The 25,875-nt window shown below is 69.9% G+C and carries 27 protein-coding genes and 1 tRNA gene; 18 read left to right on the plus strand and 10 right to left on the minus strand.

Going from position 1 to position 25,875, the window contains the following annotated elements:
* Positions 1 to 37 precede the first annotated feature (37 nt).
* Both ACLZOT_RS21420 and ACLZOT_RS21425 read right to left on the minus strand, forming a co-directional pair.
* On the minus strand, positions 38 to 337 hold the full coding sequence (locus ACLZOT_RS21420) for a hypothetical protein (RefSeq protein WP_416970593.1): 300 nt from the start codon (positions 335 to 337) through the stop codon (positions 38 to 40).
* A gap of 63 nt (positions 338 to 400) precedes the next feature.
* A complete protein-coding gene (locus ACLZOT_RS21425) occupies positions 401 to 910 on the minus strand; it encodes a nucleoside-diphosphate kinase (RefSeq protein WP_416970594.1) in 510 nt (169 codons plus the stop codon).
* A 526-nt stretch (positions 911 to 1,436) separates the two neighbouring features.
* On the opposite strand from ACLZOT_RS21425, the gene ACLZOT_RS21430 reads away from it, so the two are divergent.
* The 11 genes from ACLZOT_RS21430 (at position 1,437) to ACLZOT_RS21480 (ending at position 11,042) form a co-directional block, all read left to right on the plus strand.
* A complete protein-coding gene (locus ACLZOT_RS21430; RefSeq protein ID WP_416970595.1) occupies positions 1,437 to 1,835 on the plus strand; it encodes a hypothetical protein in 399 nt (132 codons plus the stop codon).
* Complete coding sequence (locus ACLZOT_RS21435) at positions 1,832 to 2,515, plus strand: DUF6875 domain-containing protein (protein ID WP_416970596.1); 684 nt, start codon at positions 1,832 to 1,834, stop codon at positions 2,513 to 2,515. The genes ACLZOT_RS21430 and ACLZOT_RS21435 overlap by 4 nt, the downstream gene beginning before the upstream one ends.
* The gene (locus tag ACLZOT_RS21440; protein ID WP_416970597.1) at positions 2,446 to 3,288 is read left to right on the plus strand and encodes a hypothetical protein; all 843 of its coding nucleotides are present in this window, start codon (positions 2,446 to 2,448) and stop codon (positions 3,286 to 3,288) included. The genes ACLZOT_RS21435 and ACLZOT_RS21440 overlap by 70 nt, the downstream gene beginning before the upstream one ends.
* Positions 3,285 to 3,731: a GNAT family N-acetyltransferase gene (locus ACLZOT_RS21445; protein WP_416970598.1), complete on the plus strand. Its 447-nt coding sequence runs from the start codon at positions 3,285 to 3,287 to the stop codon at positions 3,729 to 3,731. The genes ACLZOT_RS21440 and ACLZOT_RS21445 overlap by 4 nt, the downstream gene beginning before the upstream one ends.
* 305 nt (positions 3,732 to 4,036) lie before the next feature.
* Entirely contained in the window at positions 4,037 to 5,275 is a 1,239-nt protein-coding gene (locus ACLZOT_RS21450) for a helix-turn-helix domain-containing protein (protein ID WP_416970599.1), read from the plus strand.
* Between the two features lie 108 nt (positions 5,276 to 5,383).
* On the plus strand, positions 5,384 to 5,824 hold the full coding sequence (locus ACLZOT_RS21455; protein ID WP_416970600.1) for a hypothetical protein: 441 nt from the start codon (positions 5,384 to 5,386) through the stop codon (positions 5,822 to 5,824).
* Positions 5,824 to 6,018 carry a hypothetical protein gene (locus tag ACLZOT_RS21460; protein ID WP_416970601.1) on the plus strand — a complete coding sequence of 65 codons (195 nt, stop codon included), beginning with the start codon at positions 5,824 to 5,826 and terminating at the stop codon, positions 6,016 to 6,018. Before ACLZOT_RS21455 ends, ACLZOT_RS21460 begins: the two co-directional genes overlap by 1 nt.
* A gap of 123 nt (positions 6,019 to 6,141) precedes the next feature.
* Complete coding sequence (locus ACLZOT_RS21465) at positions 6,142 to 7,134, plus strand: hypothetical protein (RefSeq protein ID WP_416970602.1); 993 nt, start codon at positions 6,142 to 6,144, stop codon at positions 7,132 to 7,134.
* Between the two features lie 141 nt (positions 7,135 to 7,275).
* Complete coding sequence (locus ACLZOT_RS21470; RefSeq protein ID WP_416970663.1) at positions 7,276 to 8,697, plus strand: amino acid permease; 1,422 nt, start codon at positions 7,276 to 7,278, stop codon at positions 8,695 to 8,697.
* Entirely contained in the window at positions 8,697 to 10,070 is a 1,374-nt protein-coding gene (locus ACLZOT_RS21475) for a glutamine synthetase family protein (RefSeq protein ID WP_416970603.1), read from the plus strand. Before ACLZOT_RS21470 ends, ACLZOT_RS21475 begins: the two co-directional genes overlap by 1 nt.
* Before the next feature lie 129 nt (positions 10,071 to 10,199).
* Positions 10,200 to 11,042, plus strand: coding sequence for a PE-PGRS family protein (locus tag ACLZOT_RS21480; RefSeq protein ID WP_416970604.1), 843 nt, complete (start codon positions 10,200 to 10,202; stop codon positions 11,040 to 11,042).
* On the opposite strand, the gene ACLZOT_RS21485 is transcribed toward ACLZOT_RS21480, so the two are convergent.
* Positions 10,972 to 12,237, minus strand: coding sequence for a hypothetical protein (locus ACLZOT_RS21485; protein WP_416970605.1), 1,266 nt, complete (start codon positions 12,235 to 12,237; stop codon positions 10,972 to 10,974). The two genes, ACLZOT_RS21480 and ACLZOT_RS21485, sit on opposite strands and share 71 nt — an antisense overlap.
* Positions 12,238 to 12,800: 563 nt before the next feature.
* On the opposite strand from ACLZOT_RS21485, the gene ACLZOT_RS21490 reads away from it, so the two are divergent.
* Positions 12,801 to 13,670: a hypothetical protein gene (locus tag ACLZOT_RS21490; protein ID WP_416970606.1), complete on the plus strand. Its 870-nt coding sequence runs from the start codon at positions 12,801 to 12,803 to the stop codon at positions 13,668 to 13,670.
* A gap of 133 nt (positions 13,671 to 13,803) precedes the next feature.
* Here ACLZOT_RS21490 and ACLZOT_RS21495 read toward each other — a convergent pair.
* From ACLZOT_RS21495 to ACLZOT_RS21505, 3 genes are all read right to left on the minus strand, one after another.
* Positions 13,804 to 13,877, minus strand: a tRNA-Pro gene (locus ACLZOT_RS21495).
* 42 nt (positions 13,878 to 13,919) lie between these two features.
* Positions 13,920 to 14,705 (minus strand): Pr6Pr family membrane protein, encoded by a 786-nt coding sequence (locus tag ACLZOT_RS21500; RefSeq protein WP_416970607.1) that lies wholly within the window; start codon positions 14,703 to 14,705, stop codon positions 13,920 to 13,922.
* A 226-nt stretch (positions 14,706 to 14,931) separates the two neighbouring features.
* Positions 14,932 to 15,858, minus strand: a complete 927-nt coding sequence (locus ACLZOT_RS21505) for a metallophosphoesterase (RefSeq protein ID WP_416970608.1) — start codon at positions 15,856 to 15,858, stop codon at positions 14,932 to 14,934.
* 113 nt (positions 15,859 to 15,971) lie between these two features.
* On the opposite strand from ACLZOT_RS21505, the gene ACLZOT_RS21510 reads away from it, so the two are divergent.
* Positions 15,972 to 16,436 (plus strand): GatB/YqeY domain-containing protein, encoded by a 465-nt coding sequence (locus ACLZOT_RS21510; RefSeq protein WP_416970609.1) that lies wholly within the window; start codon positions 15,972 to 15,974, stop codon positions 16,434 to 16,436.
* Between the two features lie 129 nt (positions 16,437 to 16,565).
* Here the strand turns inward: ACLZOT_RS21510 and ACLZOT_RS21515 are convergent, their stop codons facing one another.
* Positions 16,566 to 18,911 (minus strand): transglycosylase domain-containing protein, encoded by a 2,346-nt coding sequence (locus ACLZOT_RS21515; protein ID WP_416970610.1) that lies wholly within the window; start codon positions 18,909 to 18,911, stop codon positions 16,566 to 16,568.
* 529 nt (positions 18,912 to 19,440) lie between these two features.
* On the opposite strand from ACLZOT_RS21515, the gene ACLZOT_RS21520 reads away from it, so the two are divergent.
* The gene (locus ACLZOT_RS21520) at positions 19,441 to 19,797 is read left to right on the plus strand and encodes a WhiB family transcriptional regulator (RefSeq protein WP_416970611.1); all 357 of its coding nucleotides are present in this window, start codon (positions 19,441 to 19,443) and stop codon (positions 19,795 to 19,797) included.
* 226 nt (positions 19,798 to 20,023) lie between these two features.
* On the opposite strand, the gene ACLZOT_RS21525 is transcribed toward ACLZOT_RS21520, so the two are convergent.
* Positions 20,024 to 21,499: an ArsA-related P-loop ATPase gene (locus ACLZOT_RS21525; protein WP_416970612.1), complete on the minus strand. Its 1,476-nt coding sequence runs from the start codon at positions 21,497 to 21,499 to the stop codon at positions 20,024 to 20,026.
* Positions 21,496 to 22,473, minus strand: a complete 978-nt coding sequence (locus ACLZOT_RS21530) for an ArsA family ATPase (protein ID WP_416970613.1) — start codon at positions 22,471 to 22,473, stop codon at positions 21,496 to 21,498. Before ACLZOT_RS21530 ends, ACLZOT_RS21525 begins: the two co-directional genes overlap by 4 nt.
* Positions 22,474 to 22,602: 129 nt before the next feature.
* Between ACLZOT_RS21530 and ACLZOT_RS21535 the strand changes: the two genes are divergently transcribed.
* From ACLZOT_RS21535 to ACLZOT_RS21550, 4 genes are all read left to right on the plus strand, one after another.
* The gene (locus ACLZOT_RS21535; protein ID WP_010350935.1) at positions 22,603 to 22,758 is read left to right on the plus strand and encodes a DUF4177 domain-containing protein; all 156 of its coding nucleotides are present in this window, start codon (positions 22,603 to 22,605) and stop codon (positions 22,756 to 22,758) included.
* Positions 22,755 to 23,219 (plus strand): RidA family protein, encoded by a 465-nt coding sequence (locus tag ACLZOT_RS21540; RefSeq protein WP_416970614.1) that lies wholly within the window; start codon positions 22,755 to 22,757, stop codon positions 23,217 to 23,219. The genes ACLZOT_RS21535 and ACLZOT_RS21540 overlap by 4 nt, the downstream gene beginning before the upstream one ends.
* Before the next feature lie 108 nt (positions 23,220 to 23,327).
* Positions 23,328 to 24,197: an NUDIX hydrolase gene (locus ACLZOT_RS21545; protein WP_416970615.1), complete on the plus strand. Its 870-nt coding sequence runs from the start codon at positions 23,328 to 23,330 to the stop codon at positions 24,195 to 24,197.
* Positions 24,194 to 25,024 carry an MBL fold metallo-hydrolase gene (locus ACLZOT_RS21550; RefSeq protein WP_416970616.1) on the plus strand — a complete coding sequence of 277 codons (831 nt, stop codon included), beginning with the start codon at positions 24,194 to 24,196 and terminating at the stop codon, positions 25,022 to 25,024. Before ACLZOT_RS21545 ends, ACLZOT_RS21550 begins: the two co-directional genes overlap by 4 nt.
* Here the strand turns inward: ACLZOT_RS21550 and ACLZOT_RS21555 are convergent.
* The gene (locus ACLZOT_RS21555; protein WP_416970617.1) at positions 25,021 to 25,836 is read right to left on the minus strand and encodes a nucleotidyltransferase domain-containing protein; all 816 of its coding nucleotides are present in this window, start codon (positions 25,834 to 25,836) and stop codon (positions 25,021 to 25,023) included. The genes ACLZOT_RS21550 and ACLZOT_RS21555 overlap by 4 nt on opposite strands.
* Positions 25,837 to 25,875: the final 39 nt, after the last annotated feature.

Genomic DNA, 25,875 nt, shown 5'->3' on the forward strand with positions numbered 1-25,875 from the left:
CGGCGCAGGCAATGCCCACGCCGCCGATGAAGGGCCGTCAGGCGACGTCGCCGAACCGGTCCCGTACGACGCCGTCGTGCAGGTAGTTCGGGAGCAGTACTCCGCCCACCGACACGCGCCGGGTGGCGACCTGCTCCAGGGAGTCGCTCGGGAACCCCTCCAGCAGGCGCAGGCACTGCTGCACCCACGCGCGCGAGGTGTTCCACTCGGTGGCGTCGCGGTACCGGACGGCCAGCGCGTACGCGGTCTCGGCCGCCGCCCAACGGTCGGTGCCGATCTCCCGCTGGAAGCAGCTCTCCAGTTCCCCGACGGAGGCGACGCGGGTTTCGCCGGTCATGGTGCCCTCTTTCACGTGGTGGTGTTCAACGCGGCGACGGCACGCCGGTGACGTGAACGGCCGTCAGTAGGTGAAGAGTTCGGCGAGAGTGCGGTAGTCGTGCAGCTCGTCCTTCTCGAACCACAGGCCCACCTCCATCTCCGCCTCCTCCTTGTTCCCCGAGGCGTGCACGAGGTTGGCGACCGCCTTGCCGGAGGCCACGCTCGCGGCCCGGCTGTAGTGGGAGAAGTCGCCGCGGATCGTGCCGGCGGGGGCCTCGTTGGGGTACGTGCTGCCGACGATCTTCCGGACGGTGGCCACCGCGTCCGCGCCCTCCAGCACGAGCGCGATGACCGGGCTCTGCTGCATGAACGTCGCTGTGAGGTTGTAGACCTCGGCGCCGAGCCGCTCTTCGAGGTCGAAGTAGTGCTTGCGCGTGAACTCGGCGTCCATCTGCTTCATCTTGACGCCGACGATCTTCAACGCCGCGTCCTCGAACCGGGAAATGATCTTTCCTGCGAATCCGCGCACCAACGCATCCGGCTTCAGCAGTACGAGAGTGCGCTCCACCGGCTGTTCCTGATCCTGGGCCATCGTTTCCCTTTCGCCTTCCAGACAAGCGATATGACGGACTTTCAGCTTGTCATCGACCCGGGATCACCGGGGCCGGAACAAGCGCTCCGGAGCGGAACCCGAGAACCCCTGGATGAGCCCATCAACCACGCAGGGCCGCGTAGTCCCCAACCATGCCGCCCTGCGTGGCCGTGCAGAGAGACTCCCACCGGACACCGCCCGTGAACGGACAGACTGTCCGCGTGCTTCTCGTGCGATTCACCGCGAGGAGCGCCTTCTTGTGATAGTGACTCAACTCCCTTTACTAATAAGTAAGTTGAGCACTTCACTCACCTGTCAAGGCTCCCCGCGCCTGAACGCTACGGACAACTTGTCCGCGCACCCGCCCTCGCAGACTGGAAAGGTTCCTGGCCGGCGGGGTGGCGATCTTCCGGGCGGCGCCGCGAGCCATCCGGAAGACCGTCACCACGTTCACACCGCCGAGTGCCGGGAACCCCCACGAGCGGTTCCCGGCACCCCTATCCAGTCAGACGAAAAGGAGTCCGGCGTGCTTTCTGTGGAAACCCCCGCGAGGACCGAGCTGGGCAGGTTCTTCGAGGTCTCGGCCCGGCAGTTCGCCACCGATCAGCCCGTACCCGAGATGTTCTCGGCCGCCGTCGACGCGGAGTGGCACCTCCTCCTGAACGACCCCGAGTACGCGGCGTTCTGCGCCGAGCACGCGGGCCGGCTGGTCAACCACGTCGAGAACACCGGCTTCGGCAGGGTCTCGTGGGTCGACGCGTACGAGGAGATGTTCGGCCCGCTGCCGGAGGTGTGGTTCACCGACGCCGACGGCGTACTGAACGAGCAGGCGCTCACGCGCTACCGGGAGACCGGCGAGGTGTGGGCGGAGTGGGACTGCACCCCTCTCCCCAGCGACGACGTCGTACCACCCACCGCCGGATGACGACCGGCCCACGAACAGGAGCGCCCCGGACCCCCGCCGGGGCGCTCCGCCTCGTCGAGGCGCAGACGCCCGAGCCCCGAACGGTGGACATCGCGGGGTACGTGGACGCGGTGTCGGCGCACTGCCCCTACCTCGCACCGTCCGTACGCCGCGGCCTGACGACCTGGACGGTCTACGAAGTCGCAAGCGGTGACAGCGAGTTCGTCGAAGCGGGGCTGTTCCACGCGGGTGTCCAGGCGGCGGAGTGGGTCCGCCCCCTCGCAGGCCGCCCGCACGGCGCGCTGGTGTGCGAGAACGTCGTCCTCCTCGGAGACACGGGCCGTCTCCTGGACTGGCCGCACTGGGCGCTGAAGCACCTCTACGCCCCGGTCGGCCTCATGATCGGCAAGTTCCACCACGGTGAAGAACGGCTCGACCGCGAGGACCTGCCGATCCCGCCTCCGCCGTACTCGTTCCTCCCGGTCCGCCCGGCCGTCCGCGTCCGGGACCCCCGTTTCCTCGCGGACACGCCCGAACTCGCGGACGCGCTCGCGGACGCGGTGGACGATGGACGGGACGTCTTCGCCCAAGCCCAAGCCCAACTCCCTCATAACTGGCAGGCGGTAAAAGCATGGTCGCGTTCCCTCCCTGTCCCCCAGAGGCCCGCGCCGCCGCGGAAACCGCCTGCGGAGGCCCCGTAGAGCTGAAGGAGCTGACGAACCGGCGGGGCTCGGCGGTCTGGAAGGCCACCGGCCCCACCGGCACGGTCGCGGTGAAGACCGGCTACGACGACGGCGTGAGCGTCACGGTCAGGGAAGCGGCGATGCTGACGGCCCTGCCCGGCCACAAGGTGACCGCCGGCGGGTACGACGGCGGGGCGTGGCTCGTCACGTCCTGGTACGACGGCCCCTCGACCTGGAAGACCTTCACGGCGGTACGAGCGGGTGACGGCGACCGCGCACCGGCCCTCCGCGCGGCCGTCGAGTTGTGCCGGGCCGTCGCTGACCTACACGCCTCCGGCTGGGTCCACGCCGACCTCCAGCCCGCCCACGGCATCCACACCCCCGACGGCGTCCGCCTCATCGACTTCGCCTGGTCCCGCGCCGAAACCCACGGCCCGGTCGACGGCTACCGCGGAGGCATCGTCCACCTGATGGCCCCCGAACTCGCCCTCGCCGCACGCGACAAGCAACCCGTCCTGGCCACCCGGCACAATGACGTGTACGCGCTGGCGGGCGCGCTGTGGACCTGCGCGACGGGAGCCTGGCCCCTCGACTACGAGGCCGCCGGCATCGACCGCCAGGCCGTGGGCCAGGACGGCATCCGCGACGCCATCGCCACCGGAGGCATCCCCTTGTCCCCGGCCACCTGGCCCGAGTTCCACAACGCTCTACGTCCCATCCTCACCGCGCCTCCCGAACACCGGCCCACAGCAGCCGAGTTGGCGCAGATCCTGTACGCCGTCGAGCCGTGATCTCGCTCCGCGAACTGCACCCGGACGACGTACCCGCCCTCCAGCGCATCTACAGCGAACCCTCCGTACGCCACCTGCCCAGGCCCGCCATGACCGGCGCCTCGGCCATCGCGTGGCTGACCGCCTACGCAGCCGAACAGCGCGCGATCCCAAGGACGTTGTACTGCTTCGGCATCGACCACGCCGGTGATCTGATCGGCGTGGTCAAACTCCGTGTCGAGGGGACGACCGCCGCCTTGAGCTACATCCTGCGCGACGACACCTGGGGCCACGGCCACGCGACCGCAGCGGTGGCCCTCGTACTCGACTTCGCGTTCAGGACTGTCCGCCTGACCTCGGTCACCGCCAAACACCACCCCGACAACCACGCATCGGCACGGGTCTTGGCGAAAACTGGCTTCACCCGCACCGGCCACTGCACCTACATCCACCACGCTGCGTAGCTGAATGGGTCTCAGCGACAGCCATGATGGACCGGAGATGCAGACAATCTGTCCGTAGGCGCTTTCCAGCAAGCCCTTGACGACCGGCGCGCGAACTCACCTCAAAACTGACCTATTTCACATAAATAACGCCGATTTAGCCTCTTCACGAACACGCGATGCGAGCCCTCACCCCGGCATCCACAGCCTCCGCGTTCAAGGCGCCGCGCTGTCGATCCCGTTAACGCTCGGCAACCACAGGCGCGGGACAACTCCCTTTCCGTACCCTGATTCGAGTCCTCCATCGCGAAGGGAAAGAACCACCGATGAGTGAAAACCTGACGCTGGGACGCCGGCTCCGTACGGCACGCAAGACCCGCCAACTCTCCGCCGCCCAGCTGGCGCAGAAGGTCGCGGTCTCCCCGAGCTACATCCAGAAGCTGGAGTCCGGCGCCCGGAAGGCTTCACCGTCGCTGATCCTGGCGCTCGCCAAGGCGCTGCGCTTCGGCCCGGAGGTACTGACCGGCCAGCCGTACTACGGAGAGCCGGAGGCAGAGGACCGCGTCCACGCCGTCATCCCCGAACTCCGCCGCCTCCTCCTCTGCTACGACAGCCCGGACGACCTGGAGATCGCACCGCGTTCCCTCGCCGTGCTCGCGTCAGAGGTCGACCAGGTGACGACACTGCGCCGCGACGCGCGGTACGCGCCGATGGGCCCCCTGCTCCCGCCGATCATCACCGAACTCACGCACGTGGCCCTCAACAGCCGGGGCGAGGAACGCAGCAAGGCGTTCTGGCACCTGGCGCGGGTCTACCGCGCGGTGAACTCCCTCGCGCACAAGATGGGTCACCACGACCTGTCGAGTACGGCGCTGGAGCGGGTCCGCTGGGCGGCGGACCGCTCCGACGACCCGCTGATGCAGTTCACTGCCGGCTACCTGGTCACGGGGGCAATGCTCCGCCAGGGCGCCTACACCACCGCGCGCCGCAAACTCCTGCAACTGCGCGGGGAGTTGGAACGCCTTCAGCCGGAACGCTCGTACTCGGACGACGCCCTCGCGATCGACGGCGCGCTGCTGCTGAAACTGGCGGTCCTGGAGGCACGGGAGAACAACGCGGACCGCGCGGACGCGTACCTGCGGGAGGCCGAGCAGGTGGCGGCGCTCGCGGGGAACCGGGACTCGGCGGCGTACGAGATGTCCTTCGGGCCGACGAACATCCGTATCCACGAGGTCCACGCGATGATCGACATGGGCGACACCGAGCAGGCGCTCGCCCGGCTCACCGAGTGGTCCCCGGCTTCTGGCGGCGAGTGGGCGCCGCCGGTGACGACGGTCGGAGAGCGGTCGAGCCACCACTTCATCGACGTGGCGTCCGCGAAGCTGGTCGCCGGGGACAGGGCGGGCTCTTTCACCGATCTCAAGCGTGCGAGGAAGGTCGCTCCGAATCACACCCGCTTCCACCCGTCTGTCCGGGAGACGACGGCGGCGCTGCTGAGGGTCGAGTCGCATCCCTCCAACGAGCTGTCTGCGTTTGCGAGTTGGACCGGCCTAAGCTCAACGTGACTACTTGTCAAGGCCCTTGGGGCGCGGACCCTACGGACTATCTGTCCGCGCACCGAACTCGCTGAATGGAATGGTCTCTTCACACATAGTGGTGAGGAGGCCATTTCCATGTCCGACGTCAATCCCGCGGCCCGCGTCCGTCCGCCGCGCTGGATGCCCATCGGGGAAGAGTCCGAGCTGTGCTCGGTGGGCGTGTGGTGGGACGTCGTCCGTGCCGGGGAAGCCATGGGCCGCCGCGCGGTCGAGATCCTGCGCGAGAGCCGCGAGCCTCTCGGGCCGGTGATCATGGACTTCGGGGGCGCGGAGCCCCGGATGTACTTTCTGGTCCCCGTGGGAACGGCGGCGGACTGGACCGAGCCGGAGACGGTCGCCCTGGGCCCCAACTGCCACGTCGTCGTGCCATCCGCCGAGACCACGGCGCCGCCGGGGATGCACTGGTACGTCCCTGCGAGCGGCCCGCGAACGCTGACCCTTCCCGCGGCCCTGCGCCGCGCGCTGATCCAGGCCCGTGCCGAACAGCGCGGCCCCGCAGGGGAACCGGCCCCCTGATGTCCCTGAGCATCTCCTTCGCGCTGCTCTTCGGAATCCTCGTCTTCGTCCTGATCCGGGGGAAGACGGTGAAGCCCGGCCCCGCGACCGTCTGTGTGCTCTTCGGGTTCTTCCTCGCGAGCACGTCGCTAGCCCCGAGCATCAGCCAGCTCGTGACGAGCTTCGCGGACGCGATCAGCGGCCTCCGCCTCTGAAACCCCTTCCCCCCACTCCTGCCCGAGGTCCCCCATGCCACCGACGTCCGATTCCCACCACCCCGCACCGCCGCCCGTTGCACCGCGCCGCCCCCGCTGCTCTCATCATGGGAAGGCACACTGATGCGCCTCGTGTACCACCCGGCCGGCCACGACGACGAACTCCGCGTGGCCCTCGTCGAGTTGGAGGCGGGTCGTTGGAGAACGGCACGAGAGCTGTTGCTCGCCACGGGGACGCACGGCGCGCTGCGCACAGCGCGTACGCAGGTGCTGGCCGTGGCCGTCGCGAGGTCGGACGTGGTCGGCGTATGGCTGCGGGAGGAACCCCACTACTACGACGCGCACCTCATGAGCGCGCGGGTGGCCGTCGAACGGGTCCTGCGCGCACACCGCCAACACCACCCCCGTACCTGGGAGTTCGAGGCGGACGCGCGGCGCGAGGTCCTGGCGGCGGCCCGCCGGGCACCGGACGATCCCGTGCCCTGGGTGTGCCTGCTCGCGCTGGCCCAGGTCGACACCCGCCAGCAGTACTACGAACACCGCGTCCCCGCACCGGAGTTGATGCTCCCCTCCGGCCCGTGGGGCATCCTCGACCAGGTCGACCGGCGCGACCCCTACAACCGCGAGGCATACCACCGGATCGTGCAGTTCCTGCTCGCGCGCAACGCCCTGCCCACCGCCTCCCAGGCCGCCGTCTTCGACCTCGGCCGCAGCGTCGTCTCCCAACAGCCCCTTGGCTCACCGCTGTTGCTCCTCCCCGCGTACGCGCTCGTCGAGCAGCGGCGGCGCATCAAGGTGGACCCTCTGTGGCGCCGCCAGTGGCTGGAGGAGCCGCATGCCGGCTACAGCCTCAACGCGTTCCGCAACTGGTTCCACCGGGCACCCCCCACCATGCGGTCGATCGCCGACCTGAACCTCCTCGCCTACGTCCTGTGGGCCGGCGCCAAGTACCAGGAAGCCGCCGAGGTGTTCGCCGCACTCGGCCCCTACGCCTCCCGCGAACCCTGGTCGACCGTGTGCGAGCGCACCACCGGGCCCGACCCCGGTGAAGCGCTCCTCCTGCGGGCGCGCGCGGAGTCCCTCGCCTACGCACGCCGCACCACGCACCACCCCTGATCCCTATTGGCATGAACCTGACCATCCTGTTCCCCGATCCCTGGAGGTGGACTTGTGAGTCCCAACCGCCATGCCTCACACCGAAAATCCGATGACGCCTGCCTGCGGGAACTGGGATACGAACCCGTCCTCACCCGCCGCATGGGCCCCTTCGGGAACTTCGCGGTCAGCTTCTCCGTGATCAGCGTCCTGTCCGGGTGCATGACCCTGTACGGGTTCGGCATGAACACCGGCGGCCCCGCCGTCATGCTGTGGGGCTGGGTCGCCGTCGGCGCCATGGTCATGTTCGTCGGCGCCGGACTTGCCGAGGTCACCTCCGCCTACCCGACCTCGGGCGCCCTGTACTACCAGGCCGAGCAGCTCGGCGGACGGAAGTGGGGCTGGTACACCGGCTGGTTGAACCTGCTGGGGCTGCTCGGCGCGATCGCCGGGATCGACTACGGCGCCGCCCTGTTCACCGGAGCGTTCATGAACCTCCAGTGGGGGTTCGAGCCGACGCCGGGGAAGATCATGGTGATCTTCCTGTGCATCCTCGCCCTGCACCTCACACTGAACTGGTTCGGCGTACGCCTGGTGAGCATCCTCAACAGCATCAGCGTCTGGTGGCACGTGGGCGGCGTCCTCGTCATCGTCGGCGCCCTGGCCATCGTCCCGTCCCACCACCAGTCGCCAGAGTTCGTGTTCGGGGAGTTTGTCAACAACACCGGCTGGACCAGCCCCGTCTACGTCGCCCTGCTGGGCCTGCTCCTGGCCCAGTACACGTTCTGCGGATATGACGCCTCCGCCCACCTCAGCGAGGAGACCACCGACGCCCAGGTCTCCGCCTCGCGTGGCATCATCCACGCGATCGGCTGGTCCTGGCTGGCCGGGTTCGTGCTGCTGGCCGGGCTGACCTTCGCGATCCAGGACTACGCGGGAACCGTCGGCACCGCGACCGGGGTCCCTCCGGCGCAGATCTTCCTCGACGCCCTCGGCCTCACCGGGGCCAAGCTGCTGCTCCTGGTCGTGATCGTCGCCCAGCTCTGCTGCGGCAACGCCGAGACCGCCGCCGCCTCCCGGATGGTGTTCGCGTTCTCCCGCGACGGCGCCCTCCCCGGCTCGGCGCTGTGGCGGCAGGTCGACACCCGGACCGGAACCCCGCGCAAAGCCGTCGCCCTTGCCGTCGTCTGCGCCGCGCTCCTCGCCCTGCCCAGCCTCTACAGCCCGGTCGCGTACGCGGCGATCACCAGCATCAACGTCATCGGCATCACCCCCGCCTACGCGATCCCCATCTTCCTGCGGATCAAGAACCGCCGCCGCTTCCGCCCCGGACCGTGGAACCTCGGGAGCTGGGGCGTGATCGTCGGCGTGGTCGCAGTGGTCTGGGTCGTCTTCGTGACCGTCCTGTTCTGCCTCCCCCAGACCAACCCCATCTCCGTCGACACCTTCAACTACGCACCCGTCGCCCTGTTCGTCGTCCTCGTCCTGGCCTGGGCCTGGTGGCGCAAGCAGGGCAGCTCGTACGAGGTCCCGGCCAGCAGCTCCGACCGCTCGGCGTCGTCCTACGAAAGCGAGATCGTCTGATGACGGCCACCGTGAACAACACCCACCTCGCCCCCAAGCCCGAAGCGGGCCTTCCCCTCGCCGACCTTGTGGAGGCGGGGCAGATCGACACGGTCCTGCTCGCCCTCCCCGACCTCCAGGGCCGCCTGAAGGGCAAGCGCTACGACGCGCGCCACTTCCTCACCCGCATCGCACCCCACGGCGCCGAGATGTGCGCCTACCTCCTGGCCACCGACGTCGACATGAACCCCGCCGACGGCTTCGCCCTCACCTCCTGGGACACCGGCTACCAGGACCTCGCCGTACGCCCCGACCTGACGACCGCACGCCGCATCCCCTGGATGCCCCGCACAGCGATCGTCCTCGCCGACGCGATGACCCCTGAGGGAACCCCCGTAGAGATCGCGCCCCGCCACATCCTCGACCGCCAGCTCACCCGCCTCGCCCGCCACGGCCTGCACCCCAAGACCGGCATCGAGACGGAATTCGTCCTCTACAAAGGCACCCACAACCACCCCGGCCCCCACCCTCCTCTCCACCCCCTCACCACCGAGAACCTCGACTACGCCCTCGACCACGACCCCACCACCGACCGCTTCTTCCGCCGCCTCCAACGCGCCCTCGCCAAAGCCGGAATGCCCGTGGAAGCCATCAAGACCGAAGCAGGCCCCGGCCAGGTAGAAGTCACCTTCCCCTACGGCCCCGCACGCGACGCCTGCGACAACCACCTCCTCTTCAAACACGCCGTCCGCACCCTCGCCTCCCACGCCGACCTGACCCCCACCTTCATGGCCGCCCCCGAAACCGGCCGCGCCAACGGCCTCCACCTCCACCTCTCCCTCTGGTCCAACAACACCCCCCAGCTCAACGCCCCCGACGGCGACCTCTCCGACACCGCCCGCCACGCCATCGCCGGCCTCCTCACCGCCCTCCCCGAACTCGCCCCCTTCTACGCCCCCACCACCAACTCCTACAAACGCTTCACCCCCGACTCCTTCGCCCCCGCCACCTTCAACTGGGGCCACGACAACCGCACCTGCGCCATCCGCGTCATCGGCCACGACGACACCCTCCACCTCGAAATCCGCGTCCCCGGAGCCGACGCCAACCCCTACCTCGCACTCGCCGCAACCCTCGCCGCCATCACCCACGGCATCGACCACAAACTCGACCCCGGCCCACCCGAAACCGGCAACTCCTACCGCACCCACCACATCCCCGTCCTCCCCACCCTCGCCGACGCCCTCACCGTCTTCGAAGACAGCACCCTCGCCCGCAACGCCTTCGGCACGGACGTCATCGACCACTACGCCCACCTCGCCAAACTCGAACTCGACCACGAACGAACCCACGTCACCGACACCGAACGACAACGCTGGCTCACCCGCGCCTGACGCTTCCCCTACCTCACGTCACCACGCTGCGAACGGTGAACCCATAAGACGGCTGAGCCAGCTCTATGCGAAGTGTCGCTGCCAGCGAACGCCCAGCGACAGGTCCGACAGATCTGGCTCAATAGACCCATGGAGATTGGCGAGCACTGGGCATACCGCGTGAGGCCGAAGGACCTGGGCAGCGCGGTCCGTGAGGTGGAGATCGTTCGAGTGGGCGGCCCCGGCAGGTCCGGCGCCGTCCACGTCCGGTTCCTCGAAGGCGATGCCACCGGCTTGCAGGAGTGGGTCGGTTCCGGCTCGCTCGTAGCGCCATGGGCGGAGGCCGACACCTTCCGCGCGGACGACGCGGCGGAGTCGGCCCTGGCCGAGGCATCCCGCCACGTCCGGGGAGGCGCGGAGTTCGAGGCCGCCCGCATGATCCTCGGCTTCGTCCGCCCGAAGAACAGACTGCGCCTGCGCCGTACGGTGGCGGACGCGGGCGTCCTGGAACTGAGCCGCCTCGACGAGACCGCACCACTCCTCGGCATGGACGCCGCCGAACTCCGCGCCGACGCCATGATGTACGAGAACCGCCACGGCACGTGCCTGGCCGGATGGCCGGTCACCGAGCGGATCGCCCGCCACATGGCCGGGCGCCTCGCCGACGAGATCCTTCCGGAGGTGGACCGTAAACAGCAGAACCTGGACCAGGAGCGCGCCCAGCCTTCCCGGTACTACTACGGCCGTCGGGACGACCGGAAGCTGGACGCGGAGGCGGCCGTCCTAAGCACCGTCCGCGCGTGGTGCGGCGAGGACAAGGCCGAGCGCTACGACGAACTGGTCGCCCTGCGCGCCGAGGTCATCCGGCTCGGGGAACTGGTCGAGAAGGCGGCCAAGGCCCTGCGCGACCGGGGCCACGGTGTCATCGCCTCCACCATTGAGCGCGACCTGGGCGTCCATATCGCCAGCCTTGATCCCGATGTGCGTCGGTGACACCGCGCCACGGATCGGGTTCCGGCGGCGTCGGCTGGGCGGCGGGCTTTCTCTCCTTCTCCGGTCGCTGCGGATGCCAGCCGTCGAGGAACGGCCGTAGCTGATCTCCCGTCGGCTCCGCGTGGAAGTTGAGAACAGCCAGACCCCTGCCGTCCCTGATGGGATCGAGCCGATCCGCCTCCGCCTTCCCCCAGGCCGACCACTCCCGCAGCCTCTCGGCTTCGAGGGCGTTCTCGGAGGCGTCCGCGGCCTCGTCCAGAGCGGCGCAGAACTCCCGGATCTCGCCCGCGTCCCGCCACCGCTCCAGCGCCGTGCCGAACTGCTCGGCCCGTACTGCGCGAACCGCCTTGATCGAAGCAACGCCGACGGCGGCCTCCCACTTCTGCCGCGTCCGCTCCACCTGCTCCGCTTCCAGCCGACGCCGCTCCGCCTCCTGCCGCTCCCGTTCCTCCCGCAGCCGACGCTGCTCCGCCTCGCGTTCCAGCCGAGCCCGCTCCTGTTCCTCCGCCCGCGCCTTCAACGCCCGGAAGACCGAGCCGATCTGCTCCTCCAACGGCTTCTTGGCGGTATCGGCCCACTCCTTCTTCCAGCCGTGGCCGTACCCGTAGCCCGAGTTCTCGCTGACCACCATCTCCAGTTCACCGGACGGCTCGAACTTCTGGGCCGGGGTGACCCGTTGCCAGTCGTACGTACGACGCCCCGGTTCCTTGGGTACGTACCGGACCTGCTTCTGCCGCTCACGGAAGCCGATCTCGTACGTCCTGCCGTGGACGGTCAGCAGCGGCCTCGGCTGCCTGCGCTTCTTGGACACCTTGATCTCGCCGTACCGAGCGAGAGCCTGCTCGGCAAGCAACCGGAGCAGCGCGAGCACCCTCGGCAGAACCTCCTCGGAGACCTCGAAGGCGCTGTGGTCCCTGCCGACCGCGGCGAGCACATCCTCGACGTCCGTGATCACACGACTGCGCGCCAGCCGGACCCGGTTCCACTCGGTGTCGTCCTCACCGCTCACCCGGAGCAGCCCGAGGAAGAAGTCCCCCTTCGCCCGCCCGCTGTACTTCAGGTGGTAGCCCTCGGGAGCACACTGCCGCGCGGCGTCGAAGGCCCGGCGGTAGCGAGCCCGCTCTTCGTCGCTGGGGTCGGGAATCCGAAGGAACCGTCCGGCCTCCTGAACCTGTGCGATCAGCGCCGCTCCCACTGCTGCCGGTGAGAGAGGTGAGGGTTTGACGGAACGCTGCGGGGCTGGATTCGCTTCAGGTGCAGGAGCGGCGTCCTGCTCACCAGGAGCAGCTGATGTCGCGGGTCCCGCTGTCGCAGGACGAGAGGTGCGTGGAAGTGGTTCCGGGCGGTCTGGATGGTGCCCATGCTCCAGATAGAAACGTCCCGCGTCGGTGATGTCCGCCTTCCACTTGCCGCCTTTCCTCGGCATGGTGACCAACTTGCGGTCCCTCAGAGCACGGGCGGTGGCGGCGAGTTCGGGGCTATCCGAGGTGACAGGCTCTTTGTCCTGGCCGATACGGGTGAGGAGTGCGAGCTGCCGGTCGTTCAGAGGAGACCAAGGGTGCATGGCAACGGTCGTACCGCCTGCCCTCACCCCACCACAACCTGTATGGGAATACTCATCGTCGGCCGATCGCGGGCCGACGCTGGTCAGCATGGCTGAGCTGACCCACACGAAGTGGCATTTCATGACTTTACGCCTGCGGGCCCTGGAAGTGGGCCAAAGCTGAGTCATCAAGCGAAACGGCGAAAGGGAGAATCATGAAGAAGCCGGTGGTGGATCTCGCACGCGAGAACAGTCGGGACGAGGACGCGACGCGAGGGGTCATGCGGGCGTACGACGCCTGGGCATTGAAGCTGTCCGTGTTGATGGACACGCTGAATGCGCGGGCAGTGAAGATGGATCTGGAGCGCCAGGACCTGCAGGCGGTTCTGGCCGTCATCTCGGGACGGATCTGCGTGCTGGTGAGTCCAGGTCTGAGCGAGCGGGACATGGAGGTCAGTATTCGGTCACTGCTCGCTCGCTACCTTCACCGACCCGCGTCCTTCCTGGAACTCCGGCGGCAGCCGGGGAGCGAACGAGCGGTGGCGGAAGAACCGGGTTACGCCTCGGACTTGAAGCTGGGGGAGCCGCCTGACGTGCCCGCCGACGTTCTGGCCCTCTACGAGGACGGGAACTGGGCACCGAAGGACGGATGGCGGAGCGACGACGAGGTCCTGGAGGAGCTGAAGCGGATCACCGCCGATCAGATGAAGGGCGTCGTGGAGGACATCCCCGAGGAGATGCACCCCTTGCCTGACGGGCTGGGCGCTGTTGTCGGCGTCGGCTACGACAGCGAGGGAATGTGGCACCCGCTGGTGTTCCTCCGCGGCGACCTGCCCGTGGGGCTACGCGCCGACCTTCTGAGCTTTTCTCTCGCGCTGACTGCCGGCGCCGACCGAGGTGACCGGGAGCCGGACGAGGACGGCATCTTCTACGTCGGTACGGACGCGGGGCCGGTGTGCGGCCCTGGGGTCGCGCTGCTCGGCTCCCTGCTGGTCCAGCGTTTGGGACGACGCCCGGGAGACTGCGACTTCAGGCTCCTCGACCCGCCGGACGGAGCCCGTTCTGTGCAGGATCTGGCTGCTTGAGCGTGGCCGGGTTGCAGGCGGAGGCGTCGGTCCTCTGAGGCGCGGCTCCCAAACGGCTCCCAGAACAGACCCGCAACACAAATCAGGCCCTGTGCTGATCTCTCAGCACAGGCCCTGACCTGGTCAAACACTGTCGGGGTGGCGGGATTTGAACCCACGACCTCTTCGTCCCGAACGAAGCGCGCTGCCAAGCTGCGCTACACCCCGATGTCGCTGCAGATCCTGCTTGTCGCGGCGACGTCGTTAACTTTAGCCCACGGGCGCCTGGAGACGAAATCCGGTTTTGGGGTGGGGCCGGATGGGGTTGGGGCGGATGTGGTCGAGGGCGGTGAGGAGGAGCGCGAGGGTGTAGACGGCGAGCCCGAGGAGGAGCGCGTTGGCGAGGGTGTGCCGGTAGCCGTCGGAGGCCGCGTCGAGGAAGGGGTAGAGGTAGCGGGAGGGCGCGGCCGCTCCGAGAAGGTGGCCTCGGACGAGCGTGAAGCCCAGGTAGAGCAGCGGGTACAGCAGCCACGGCGCCGCCTGCCGCAGCCGCATCCGCGTCGGCGGCGTCAGCAGCAGCCAGTCGAGGACGGCCGCCGCGGGGATCGCCGTGTGCAGGAGGTGGGACGCGACCGTGTGCCACCCGCCGGTCCCCCCGGTCAGCGGCGCGGCCTGCGCGTTGTGCGCGAGCAGCAGGTGGTACGTCAGGGCGCCGGTCACGGTGTAGAGGAGCGCCGCCCCCGTCACCGCCCCCGGCAGCGGGCGCCGCGCGGTCCACGCCCGCCGCGCCGACACCGCCGTCACCAGCGCCAGCAACAGCGTGCTCTGTACGGAGAACTGGCTGAGTACGACGAGGGGTTCACCCAGCGCCACCGCCAGCCCCACGCTCCCCAGCGCCGCCCCCGCGAGCAGCAGCCGCAGCACCGCGGCGAGGGGCCGCCGCACCGGCGCGACCACGGCGGCCGCCGGCACGTGCGAGACGTACGAGGGGAACAGCGCGTGCGTACGGGGAATCGCCGGCAGATCGGGAATGTCCCGGGGTATCGGAGCGGTCATGCCCCCAAGCTAGGGAAACCGGGCATACGGGGCGATCCGGGTGAGCTGAGTGGGGGACACGGCAGCCCGAAGCGCGGTACGAAAATATGCCCGCCCTCGCCAAGCTGCCGGCCGTCCCTCAGCGCCGCCCCGCCCGAGCCGCCGGACCCTCTCAGCGCCGTGCCCGCCAAGCCACCGACCTCGACCCCGAGCCCAGTGCCTCCCAGCCCCAGCCCCTGTCCCGCCCCTACCCCCGCCCCACCAACGTCAACAACGTAACCTCCGGCGGACAAGCAAACCTCACCGGCGTATACCGATTGGCCCCACACCCGGCCGACACATGCATGAACGCAGTCCGCCCCCCAGCACTGTGCGTCGACAACCCCTTCACCCGCCCCGCATCCAGATCACAGTTGGTCACCAGCGCCCCGTAGAACGGCACACACAACTGCCCCCCATGCGTATGCCCCGCGAGGATCAACGGATAGTCGTCCGCGGTGAACGAGTCCAGCACCCGCAGATACGGCGCGTGCACCACGCCCATCGAGAAGTCCGCGGAAGCCGACGGCCCCCCGGCGACCTGCTCGTACCGGTCCCGCCGGATGTGCGGATCGTCCAGCCCCGTCAGCTCGATGGACACCCCGTCGATCTTCAGGACACCCCGCGTGTTCGTGAGGTTCAGCCACCCCGCCCCGTCGAACCCGTCCCGCAGGTCCTCCCAGTCGATGTGGACGACGTCGACGGCGGGCGCGTTGCCGTTGAGCCCGTGCCGCCCGCTCGCCTTCTCGAAGAGGTACTTGGCGGGGTTGCGCAGCCGGGGCCCGTAGTAGTCGTTGGACCCGAAGACGTAGGCGCCGGGGAACTCCATCAGCGGCCCGAGCGCGTCCAGCGTCTCGGGAATGGCGTCCGGGTCGGAGAGATTGTCCCCGGTGTTGATCACGAAGTCGGGCCGCAGCCCCGCGAGGGCCCGCAGCCAGCGCTGCTTCTTGCGCTGCCCGCCGACCATGTGGATGTCGGAGACCTGAAGCACCCGCAGCGGCCGCATCCCCGGCGGCAGCACGGGCACGGTCACCCGCCGCAGCCGGAACGAACGGGCCTCGAACCCGGCGGAGTAGGCCAGTCCGGCGGCGCAGGCCGCCGCGATTCCCAAGGGGACTCCATAACGCGCGCGCATACCCCCATCGTGTCAGACCCCGGCCCACCCCTTGACCGCGAGCCCCCCTTGCCTTAGAGGAGCCCCGGTAATAGAGGAGCCCCCTTCCGCCCGCGCCTGTCACAATCGACCCCATGACCACGCTCAAGTCCAGGCTCAAGGAAGACCTCAACACCGCGATCAAGGCGCGCGACGAGCTGCGCTCCTCGACGCTGCGCCTCACCCTCACCGCGATCACGAAGGAGGAGGTCGCGGGCACGGCGAAGCGCGAACTCTCCGACGACGAGGTCCTGACGGTCCTCGCCCGCGAGGCGAAGAAGCGCCGGGAGGCGGCGGAGGCGTTCGCGCAGGGCGGCCGGACGGAGCAGGCGGCGCGGGAGAAGGAGGAGGGCGAGGTCCTCGCCGAGTACCTCCCCAAGCAGCTGAGCGACGAGGAGCTGACGGAGATCGTCACGGCGGCGGTCGCCGAGGCCAAGGCGTCCGGCGCCGAGGGCCCCCGGGCGATGGGCGCGGTCATGAAGATCGTCAACCCGAAGGTCGCGGGCCTCGCGGAGGGCGGCCGAGTGGCGGCGACGGTCAGGAAACTCCTGGCCGGCTGAACCACCCCGGCCGGATGCCCCGAGCAACACCAGCCGAAACCCCGGCGACCACACGACAAAGGGCGCCTTCGTCCCCGTACCCATATGTACGAGGACGAAGGCGCCCTTTCGCAGGTCAGTGGGCCGGCGTCAGTTCCGGCCGCCGTTGCCGTTGCCGTTGTTGCCGCGGAAGAGGCCCTCGGGGAGGCCCGTGATCGTCGGGGTCGGGAAGTCGCCCGAGCCGCCGTTGTTCGAGCCGCCGGACGCGCCGCCGGTCGAGGTGTTCGCGCCGGTCGTGCCGCCGCCGATGAGGCCGCCGAGGAAGCCGTCGTCGTCGCCGTTGTTGTTGTCGTTGCCCCGGCCGTTCCCGTTCCCGTTCCCGTTGCCCCGGCCCTTGCCGCCGTTGTTGCCGCGGTCGAGGCCGCTGCCGGGGATGGTGACCGTCTTGAAGTCGGGGGAGTCCTTGCCGTCGAGGGCGCCGGTCATGGCCTGCTTCCAGATGGGGCCGGGGGTGTCGCCGCCGTAGACGAGGGAGTGGTACTCGCCGCCGATGTAGATGCGCTCCATCTCGACCTTCTGGGTGGCGCTGCCGACCCAGACCGCGCCGGAGAGGTTCGGGGTGTAGCCGACGAACCAGGCGTTCTTGCGCGAGTCGGTGGTACCGGTCTTGCCCGCGTTGTCGCGGTCCTTGAGGCCGGCCGTCTTACCGGTACCGGAGTCGACCACCCCGCTGAGCAGCGTGTTGATGGTGTCCGCGGTCTTCTCGCTCATCGCCCGCGAGCAGGTCGACTTCGGCACGTCGAGGGACTTCTTCGTGTTCCCGACGGTCTGCGTGATCGACTCGATGGCGACCGGCGTGCAGTACATCCCGCGCGAGGCGAACGCGGCGTAGGCGCTGGCCATGGTGAGCGGGGAGAGACCGGTCGCGCCGAGGGTCATCGACGCGGGCCGCTCGGGGACCTTGTCGCCGTTGCCCTGGACCACGCCGAGGCCGTCGATCATCTTGGACACCGGGCACATGCCGATGTCCTCCAGCATCTGCACGAAGTACGTGTTGACGGAGAGCTCCATCGCCTTGCGCAGGTCGTAGGGCCCGACCTCGGACTCGCTCTCGTTCTCCACCGTGTCGTTCCCGGTGTTGCGCCAGTCCTTGCCGCTGCACGTGGAGACCCGCTCCGGGTACGGCATGTCGTACGGCGCCGGGTACACCTGGTTCGCCGGCTTCCCGTCCTCCAGCGCCGCCGCCGCGAGGAACGGCTTGAACGTCGACCCGGTCGGCCAGCCGAAGTTGGAGCCGCCGTACGCCGAGTCGACCGAGTAGTTGTACTCCGTCTCGTTCTTGCCGTAGCCGTACGGCTTCGACTGGCCCATGCCGAGGATCTTGCCGGTGCCGGGCTCGACGAGGGTGACGGCCGTCGCGACCTTGTCGGACTGGTAGACGTGGTCCTTGATCGAGTCCTGCACGGACTCCTGGGCCTGCGGCTCCAGCGTCGTACGGATCGTCAGGCCGCCCTGGTTCCAGACCTTCGCGCGGTCCTCCTTGGTCCTGCCGAAGACCGGGTCGGTGAGGAAGACCTTCTCGACGTACTTGCAGAAGAACCCGGCGCCCTTGACGGCGGTGATGCAGCCGTTCTTCGGCTGGGTGACCTTGAGGCCGAGCGGCGCCGCCTTCGCCTTGTCGGCGTCGGCCTGCGAGACGTCGCCGAGCTGGGCCATGCGCTGGATCACGACGTTGCGGCGCAGGGTCGCCTGCTTCTCGTCGTTGATCGGGTCGTACAGGCTCGGCGACTGGACGATGCCCGCGAGCAGCGCCGACTCCTGGAGGTTCAGGTCCTTGGCGTGCTTGGAGAAGTAGCGCTGCGAGGCGGCCTCGACGCCGTACGCCTGCTGGCCGAAGAACGTGATGTTGAGGTAGTTCTCCAGGATCTTCTTCTTGCCGAGCTCCTCCTCGACCTGGATCGCGTACTTCAGCTCGCGGATCTTGCGGCCGATCGTCTGCTGGGTGGCCTCGGCGACCTTCGTCGGGTCGTCGCCGGCCTCCTCCACGAAGACGTTCTTCACGTACTGCTGGGTCAGCGTCGAGGCGCCCTCGGAGACGCCGCCGCTCTGCGCGTTCTTGTTCAGCGCGCGCAGGATGCCCTTCAGGTCCACCGCGCCGTGCTGGTAGAAGCGCGAGTCCTCGATCGCGACGATCGCCTTCTGCATGTACGGCGAGATGTCCTTGAGGTCGACCACCGTGCGGTCGCGCGAGTACACGGACGCGATCTGGTTGCCCTCGGCGTCCAGGATCGAGGTGCGCTGGCTGAGCGGGGGCGTCTTCAGGTTGGCCGGGAGCTCGTCGAACGACTCCACCGACCCCTTCGCGGCGAGGCCCAGCGCGCCGACGGCAGGCAGGGCGATCCCGGCCAGGACCGCGCCCGACAGGACACTGACACCGAGGAACTTGGCGGCCTGCTGCGTCGTGGACAGACCACCGCCCGAGCGCTTCTTTGGCATGCGGGCCAGCCTAATCCGTCGTCTCGCGGGTTCCGGTGGCCCGGGCGCCCGTGCGGCTGATCGGGGACAGGATTGTGACGTGGGGGCGCGCGGGAGGTGAAAGGGAGCGCGCGGACGAGCCGGGCGCGCGTACCTTCTCATTCTCCGGACACGCGGATAGGCCTTGGCCTAAGCTGCTCTCAAGAGTCACAGCGACAGGGCCACGTATCAATACGTCCGACGACCCCGAATCGTTCTGGAGACGTCCGGCTTTTTTTGTCGGGGGCGTGCCCGAATCCGCCTCGTGTGTCACGCGGCGTCCGTTGTGGCACCAGTGAACTGCCCTGATTTCGCCGGGTAAGTCACGTTTGTCGCAGGCTCACTCGCTCGGGTGATCTGCCGGATGCGCATAGTCCGTTCGGGCCATTCAAGATTGGGCCCGAAGGGGGTGTTGCGCTGTGCCCACCTTCCGTAACGTCCTCAACTGGCGGCGGTGAATATGCCGCTGCCGCCGTGGGGGAGCCTCGATTCGGGAGAGGACGGCGCCGGTATGGGCTGGGTAACCGACTGGAGTGCGCAGGCTGCCTGCCGCACTACTGATCCGGATGAACTGTTCGTTCAGGGAGCAGCGCAGAACAGGGCCAAGGCGGTGTGCACCGGATGCCCGGTACGCACGGAATGTCTGGCCGACGCGCTCGACAACCGCGTCGAGTTCGGCGTGTGGGGAGGGATGACGGAGCGTGAACGGCGGGCCCTGCTGCGCCGCCGGCCGACCGTCACCTCCTGGCGCAGGCTGCTGGAGACCGCGCGCTCGGAGTACGAGCGGGGCACGGGCGTCGTGAGCGTCGCCGGTGTGGTCGCGCTCGACGACGAGCGGGTGTACGAGAGCTACGCGGCGGTGGGATAACGCCGGAGCGCGTCCGTCGGGGGTTCTCGTGGGCCCTTCGGTGAGCGTCTTCCGGTTCGAAGCCGTCTGTTTTCCTGGTTCCCGGTGCCGTGTCCCGTGCACCGGACCTGATGGTGACGTGCGCTGAATTCCTTCCGAGCCGGGTCGGGGGCTTGATTCTCGGCTCGGGGTTTTCGGCCCGTGCGCGGAGCGGGCTTCCGCCTGCGCGGTTTTTCCGTACGTGTCGTCAGTCGACCGCGTTCTCCGGCAGCTCCGGCCGGCCGGCCGCCAGGCGTACGCCGATGTCGCGCAGGCCCGTCAGGTCGTGGACGTCACCGGGGAGCGCCGCCACCTCGGCGACCGCGACCTCGGGGTGGAGCGCGGTGAAGCGGTCGCGCGTGCGCTGCTCGCGGGAGAGCAGGTGCATACGGTCCGCGTGCAGGCGCAGCAGGCCCGCGGTGAGCCGGTCGACGTCGGTGGGGGAACCGTCGTCGGGGGCCGGGATGTCTGAGGCCGGGGTCTCTGGAGCCGGGGCGGGAACCGGGGCGTCGGACCCGGGGGAATCCGAACTGCCGCGTGGGTCGGGAGAGTTACGTGGATCAGCCTTCCCGGGGTCCTGATCCACAATGCCGGCCGGGTCAAGATTTTGCGTGTCCGGGACGAAGCCCGCCTCCAGGACCTCCGCCGCACTCAGGGCCCGCTCCGCGGAGAGGTGGGCGGCGCCGCTGCCGTGCACCCGGTTCAGGACCAGGCCGGCCAGCGGCATGTCCTCGGCGGCGAGCCGCTCGACGAAGTACGCCGCCTCCCGCAGGGCGTCCCGCTCGGGGGCGGCGACCACCAGGAACGCCGTACCGGGGGCCTGGAGGAGTTTGTACGTCGCGTCCGCGCGCGTGCGGAAGCCGCCGAACATCGAGTCCATCGCCGCGACGAAGGTCTGGACGTCCTTGAGGAGCTGGCCGCCGAGCAGCTTGCCCAGCGCGCCGGTCATCATCGACATCCCGACGTTCAGGAACTTCATCCCCGCGCGCCCGCCGACCTTCGCGGGCGCCAGCAGGACGCGGATCAGCTTGCCGTCCAGGAACGAGCCCAGCCGCTTCGGGGCGTCCAGGAAGTCGAGCGCCGAGCGCGAGGGGGGTGTGTCGACGACGATCAGGTCCCACTCGTCCCGCGACCTCAGCTGGCCGAGCTTCTCCATCGCCATGTACTCCTGCGTACCGGCGAAGCCCGCGGACAGCGACTGGTAGAAGGGGTTGCCCAGGATCGCGGCGGCCCGCTCGGGGTCCGCGTGCGCCTCGACGATCTCGTCGAACGTGCGCTTCATGTCGAGCATCATCGCGTGCAGTTCGCCGCCGCCCTCGACGCCCTTGACCCGGCGCGGGGTGTTGTCCAGCGAGTCGATCCCCATCGACTGCGCGAGCCGGCGCGCGGGGTCGATCGTCAGCACGACGACCTTCCGGCCCCGCTCGGCGGCCCGCAGGCCCAGCGCGGCCGCGGTCGTGGTCTTGCCGACGCCGCCGGAGCCGCAGCACACCACGATGCGGGTCTTCGGGTCGTCGAGGAGGGGGTCGACGGCGAGGGTGCGGGCGGGGGCCAGAGGGCGGGGAGCGGACGCGGCTCGCTTGCCCGGCGTCTCGCGGGAGGGCTTCTCGGCGGACGCCGGACCTCCCTTGCGGGCGCTGTCCGTCGTACCGTCCTCGGCGCGGTCGGCCGGGTGCGTGGTCATGCGATCCCCTGCTTGCGCAGCTCGGTGGCGAGTTCGAAGAGGCCCGCCAGGTCCATGCCCTCGGAGAGGAGCGGGAGTTCGTGGGCCGGGAGGTCCAGGTCGGCGAGGACCGCGCGCTGGTCCCGCTCCAGGCGGTGGCGTTCCGCGTACTCCGTGGCCTGGGCCAGGAGGGGGGCGACCAGTTTCTCCGCGTTGCCCCCGCGGCGCGCTCCGCCCAGGCCCGCCGAGGACAGCGACCGGGCGACTGAGGAACGCGCGACGCCGTCGACGAGTTCCAGCTCGCCCGCGTCCAGCACCTCGGGCCGGACCATGTTGACGACGACCCGCCCCACCGGCAGCCGCGCGGCGCGCAGTTCGGCGATGCCGTCGGCGGTCTCCTGGACGGGCATCTCCTCCAGCAGCGTCACGAGGTGGACGGCGGTCTCCGGGGACTTCAGCACCCGCATGACGGCCTGCGCCTGATTGTGTATCGGCCCGATCCGGGCGAGCCCGGCGACCTCGTCGTTCACGTTCAGGAAGCGCGTCACCCGGCCCGTCGGCGGCGCGTCCATGACGACGTAGTCGTAGGCGAACCGCCCGAACCTGTCCTTGCGCCGCACCGCCTCGCACGCCTTGCCGGTCAGCAGGACGTCCCGCAGCCCCGGCGCGATCGTCGTCGCGAAGTCGATCGCGCCGAGCTTCTTCAGCGCCCGCCCCGCACCGCCGAGCTTGTAGAACATCTGGAGGTAGTCCAGCAGGGCCAGTTCGGGGTCGATGGCCAGCGCGTACACCTCCCCGCCCCCGGGCGCGACGGCGATCTTCCGCTCCTCGTACGGAAGTGCCTCCGCCTCGAAGAGCTGCGCGATGCCCTGCCGGCCCTCGACCTCGACGAGAAGCGTCCGCTTCCCCTCCGTCGCGAGGGCCAGCGCTAGGGCCGCGGCGACCGTCGTCTTTCCGGTCCCGCCCTTGCCGCTGACGACCTGGAGCCTGCTCACATCTTCGAGCGTAACCACTCGGCGCCCGGACCAATCAGCAGGCTGTGGATAACCGGTACGACAGTCGGACGAACTCCCCGTCCCCAGGCTGTGGACAACCCCCTCGCCGCATGCGGATACAGTCGCCCCATGACCAAGTGGGAATACGCGACCGTGCCCCTTCTCGTGCACGCGACCAAGCAGATTCTGGACACCTGGGGCGAGGACGGCTGGGAGCTGGTCCAGGTCGTGCCCGGCCCCAACCCCGAGCAGCTCGTGGCCTACCTGAAGCGGGCCAAGGCGTGAGCGCCGTAGAGGACCGGATCGCCGAACTGGGCCTGGCCCTGCCGGACGTCGTCCCGCCGCTCGCCGCCTACCAGCCCGCCGTGCGCACGGGCGCGTACGTCTTCACCTCCGGCCAGCTCCCCCTGGTCGACGGCAAGCTGCCCGTCACCGGCAAGGTCGGCGCCGAGGTCACCGCCGAGGAGGCCAAGGAGCTCGCCGCGCGCTGCGCGCTGAACGGCCTGGCCGCCGTCAAGTCCGTGATCGGAGACCTGGACCGCGTCGTGCGCGTCGTGAAGGTCGTCGGGTTCGTCGCCTCCGCGCCGGACTTCACCGGCCAGCCCGGTGTGATCAACGGCACCAGCGAGCTGCTCGGCGAGATCCTCGGCGACAAGGGCGTCCACGCGCGCAGCGCGGTCGGCGTCGCGGTGCTGCCCCTGGACGCGCCGGTCGAGGTCGAGTTCCTGGTCGAGGTCGGCGACTGACACCCCACGGCTGACGGACCCCCCGCGCGCGAGAGACCCTCCGGCCGGGGGGTTTCCGCATGTCCGGCCCCTCTCGAACATTCGCTCCCCAGCGGATAGCCTCCGCCCATGGCGAATGGGCAGTGGTTCCCACCGGACTGGCCGGACCGCATCCGCGCGCTGGCGGACGGCACCCTCACCCCGGTCGCCCCCCGGCGCGCGGCCACCGTGATGCTCCTCAAGGACACCGCCACCGGCCCCGTCGTCCACCTCCTGCGCCGCCGTACGTCGATGGCGTTCGCGGCGGGCGCGTACGCGTACCCCGGCGGCGGCGTCGACCCCAGGGACGACGACCGCACGGTCCGCTGGGCGGGGCCCCCGCGCGCGTGGTGGGCCGACCGGCTCGGCACGGACGACGCGTCGGCCCAGGCGATCGTCTGCGCGGCCGTCCGGGAGACGTACGAGGAGGCCGGCGTCCTGCTCGCGGGCCCGACCGGCGACACGGTGACCGAGGACACCACCGGCGACGACTGGGAGGCCGACAGAACGGCCCTGGTGGCCCGTGAGCTGTCGTTCGCGGAGTTCCTGGACCGACGGGGCCTCGTGCTGCGTTCGGACCTCCTGGGGGCCTGGACGCGGTGGATCACCCCCGAGTTCGAACCCCGGCGCTACGACACCTGGTTCTTCGTCGCCGCGCTCCCCAAGGGCCAGCGCACCCGCGACGTCTCCACCGAGGCCGACCGCACGGTCTGGATCCGCCCCGCCGAGGCCGCCCGCGGGTACGACCGGGGCGAGCTGGTGATGATGCCGCCGACCATCGCCACCCTGCGCCAACTCGCGCCCTACGCGCACGCGTCGGACGCCCTCGACGCCGCGCGCGTGCGCGACCTCACGCCGGTCCTCGCCGGCGCCCGCCTCACGGACGGCGAGATCGTCCTGTCCTGGCCGGGACACGACGAGTTCACCCGGCACATCCCGATCCCTGGAGCCCCCGCATGACCCACGCCGGTGCCCTTCCCGGCCAGCCGCGCGGAGCGGTCCTCTCCGGACCGGCCACCCCGCGCGCGGTCAACGTCCTCGCGCCGAACGCCTCCGCGATGACCCTGGACGGCACCAACACGTGGATCGTCGCCGAGCCGGACTCCGACCTCGCCGTCGTCATCGACCCCGGCCCGCTGGACGACCGCCACCTGCGCGCGGTGATCGACACCGCCGAGCGCGCGGGCCGCCGCATCGCCCTCACCCTCCTCACCCACGGCCACCCCGACCACGCCGAGGGCGCCGCCCGGTTCGCCGGCCTCACCCGCACGCGCGTACGCGCGCTGGACCCCGCGCTGCGCCTCGGCGACGAGGGCCTCGCCGCCGGCGACGTCATCACCACCGGCGGACTGGAACTGAGAGTCGTCCCGACGCCCGGTCACACCGCCGACTCCCTCTGCTTCCACCTCCCCGCCGACCGCGCGGTCCTCACCGGCGACACGGTCCTCGGCCGGGGCACCACCGTCGTCGCCCACCCCGACGGCCGCCTCGGCGACTACCTGGACTCCCTGCGCCGCCTCAGGTCCCTCACGGTCGACGACGGCGTCCACACCGTCCTCCCGGGCCACGGGCCCGTCCTGGACGACGCCCAGGGCGCCGTCGAGTTCTACCTCGCCCACCGCGCCCACCGCCTCGCCCAGGTCGAGACAGCCGTCGAGAACGGCCACCGCACGGCCCCGGAGATCGTCGCCCACGTCTACGCGGACGTCGACCGCTCCCTGTGGCCGGCGGCGGAACTCTCGGTGCGCGCGCAGGTGGAGTACCTGCGGGAGCACGGGCTCATCTAGGGGCGCGGGGTCTTCACCCCGTGCACGCGCGCGTACTCCTCCGCCAGCCACGGCCCCAGATCCTGCGCGTACTCCGCGAGCGCCTGCGGCGAGTCGGCCGGCTCGTACCCACGTACGGCCGCCGCCCGGAGCTGGTCCCCGCGCGCGGGGTAGTACCCGGCGAACGCCTCCGCCATCTCGCGCAGGTCGCTCGTCCAGCCGTTCCAGCGGGGCATGACCAGCGTGAAGGCCGTACGGACGAGGTGGCGGGACTGGAGGCGTACGAGGCGCAGGCGCGCTTCCGGGGTGGTGGCCTCGGCGGTCCGTGAGCGCCAGACGGGGAGCAGGGCCGCCAGGTCCCCGTTCGTCTCGCGGGCCAGGCGGGAGTCGGGGCGGTAGCCCGGGAGGTACTCGGCGAGGTCGTCGCCCAGGAGCGGGGTGCACAGGCAGGCGACGAAGAATCCCAGGTCGTACGTCTCGGCGTCGCTCAGGAGGCGGCCTCGGCCGTACAGCAGCGCCCCGACCCCGTCGATCTGCGGGAACTCCTTGTCGAGCTGCTCCCCGAGGGCCCCTACGGCGTCCCGGTCGGCCTCGGAGGGCTCCGCGCGCGGGACGATCAGCAGGTCCAGGTCGCTGCGCCCCACGCGCGCGGTGCCGCGCGGGACCGAGCCGTACAGGTACGCGCTGTGCAGGCGGGGCCCGAAGAGGTCCAGGATCCCGTCCCGGGCCGCCGCGACGACCGGCCGGAAATCGTGCCGTACGCGCGCGAGGGAGCCCTCGCGGGCGATGCGGCCCTGTGCGTCGAGACCTCTGTGGGGGACCGTTTCAGCCATGCGCCCACTGTGGCGGGCGGGAGACCGGGCGGGCAGCTC

It is taken from the genome of Streptomyces sp. 4F14, from assembly GCF_048159485.1.
GTDB lineage: Bacteria > Actinomycetota > Actinomycetes > Streptomycetales > Streptomycetaceae > Streptomyces.

What these genes read in the sequence shown, in the direction of transcription:
- ACLZOT_RS21420 (WP_416970593.1), bottom strand. Translation starts at nt 337, where the DNA reads ATGACCGGCGAAACCCGCGTCGCCTCCGTCGGGGAACTGGAGAGCTGC.
- ACLZOT_RS21425 (WP_416970594.1), bottom strand. Translation starts at nt 910, where the DNA reads ATGGCCCAGGATCAGGAACAGCCGGTGGAGCGCACTCTCGTACTGCTG.
- ACLZOT_RS21435 (WP_416970596.1), top strand. Translation starts at nt 1,832, where the DNA reads ATGACGACCGGCCCACGAACAGGAGCGCCCCGGACCCCCGCCGGGGCG.
- ACLZOT_RS21440 (WP_416970597.1), top strand. Translation starts at nt 2,446, where the DNA reads ATGGTCGCGTTCCCTCCCTGTCCCCCAGAGGCCCGCGCCGCCGCGGAA.
- ACLZOT_RS21450 (WP_416970599.1), top strand. Translation starts at nt 4,037, where the DNA reads ATGAGTGAAAACCTGACGCTGGGACGCCGGCTCCGTACGGCACGCAAG.
- ACLZOT_RS21455 (WP_416970600.1), top strand. Translation starts at nt 5,384, where the DNA reads ATGTCCGACGTCAATCCCGCGGCCCGCGTCCGTCCGCCGCGCTGGATG.
- ACLZOT_RS21460 (WP_416970601.1), top strand. Translation starts at nt 5,824, where the DNA reads ATGTCCCTGAGCATCTCCTTCGCGCTGCTCTTCGGAATCCTCGTCTTC.
- ACLZOT_RS21465 (WP_416970602.1), top strand. Translation starts at nt 6,142, where the DNA reads ATGCGCCTCGTGTACCACCCGGCCGGCCACGACGACGAACTCCGCGTG.
- ACLZOT_RS21470 (WP_416970663.1), top strand. Translation starts at nt 7,276, where the DNA reads ATGGGCCCCTTCGGGAACTTCGCGGTCAGCTTCTCCGTGATCAGCGTC.
- ACLZOT_RS21475 (WP_416970603.1), top strand. Translation starts at nt 8,697, where the DNA reads ATGACGGCCACCGTGAACAACACCCACCTCGCCCCCAAGCCCGAAGCG.
- ACLZOT_RS21480 (WP_416970604.1), top strand. Translation starts at nt 10,200, where the DNA reads ATGGAGATTGGCGAGCACTGGGCATACCGCGTGAGGCCGAAGGACCTG.
- ACLZOT_RS21490 (WP_416970606.1), top strand. Translation starts at nt 12,801, where the DNA reads ATGAAGAAGCCGGTGGTGGATCTCGCACGCGAGAACAGTCGGGACGAG.
- ACLZOT_RS21500 (WP_416970607.1), bottom strand. Translation starts at nt 14,705, where the DNA reads ATGACCGCTCCGATACCCCGGGACATTCCCGATCTGCCGGCGATTCCC.
- ACLZOT_RS21505 (WP_416970608.1), bottom strand. Translation starts at nt 15,858, where the DNA reads ATGCGCGCGCGTTATGGAGTCCCCTTGGGAATCGCGGCGGCCTGCGCC.
- ACLZOT_RS21510 (WP_416970609.1), top strand. Translation starts at nt 15,972, where the DNA reads ATGACCACGCTCAAGTCCAGGCTCAAGGAAGACCTCAACACCGCGATC.
- ACLZOT_RS21515 (WP_416970610.1), bottom strand. Translation starts at nt 18,911, where the DNA reads ATGCCAAAGAAGCGCTCGGGCGGTGGTCTGTCCACGACGCAGCAGGCC.
- ACLZOT_RS21520 (WP_416970611.1), top strand. Translation starts at nt 19,441, where the DNA reads ATGGGCTGGGTAACCGACTGGAGTGCGCAGGCTGCCTGCCGCACTACT.
- ACLZOT_RS21525 (WP_416970612.1), bottom strand. Translation starts at nt 21,499, where the DNA reads ATGACCACGCACCCGGCCGACCGCGCCGAGGACGGTACGACGGACAGC.
- ACLZOT_RS21535 (WP_010350935.1), top strand. Translation starts at nt 22,603, where the DNA reads ATGACCAAGTGGGAATACGCGACCGTGCCCCTTCTCGTGCACGCGACC.
- ACLZOT_RS21545 (WP_416970615.1), top strand. Translation starts at nt 23,328, where the DNA reads ATGGCGAATGGGCAGTGGTTCCCACCGGACTGGCCGGACCGCATCCGC.
- ACLZOT_RS21550 (WP_416970616.1), top strand. Translation starts at nt 24,194, where the DNA reads ATGACCCACGCCGGTGCCCTTCCCGGCCAGCCGCGCGGAGCGGTCCTC.
- ACLZOT_RS21555 (WP_416970617.1), bottom strand. Translation starts at nt 25,836, where the DNA reads ATGGCTGAAACGGTCCCCCACAGAGGTCTCGACGCACAGGGCCGCATC.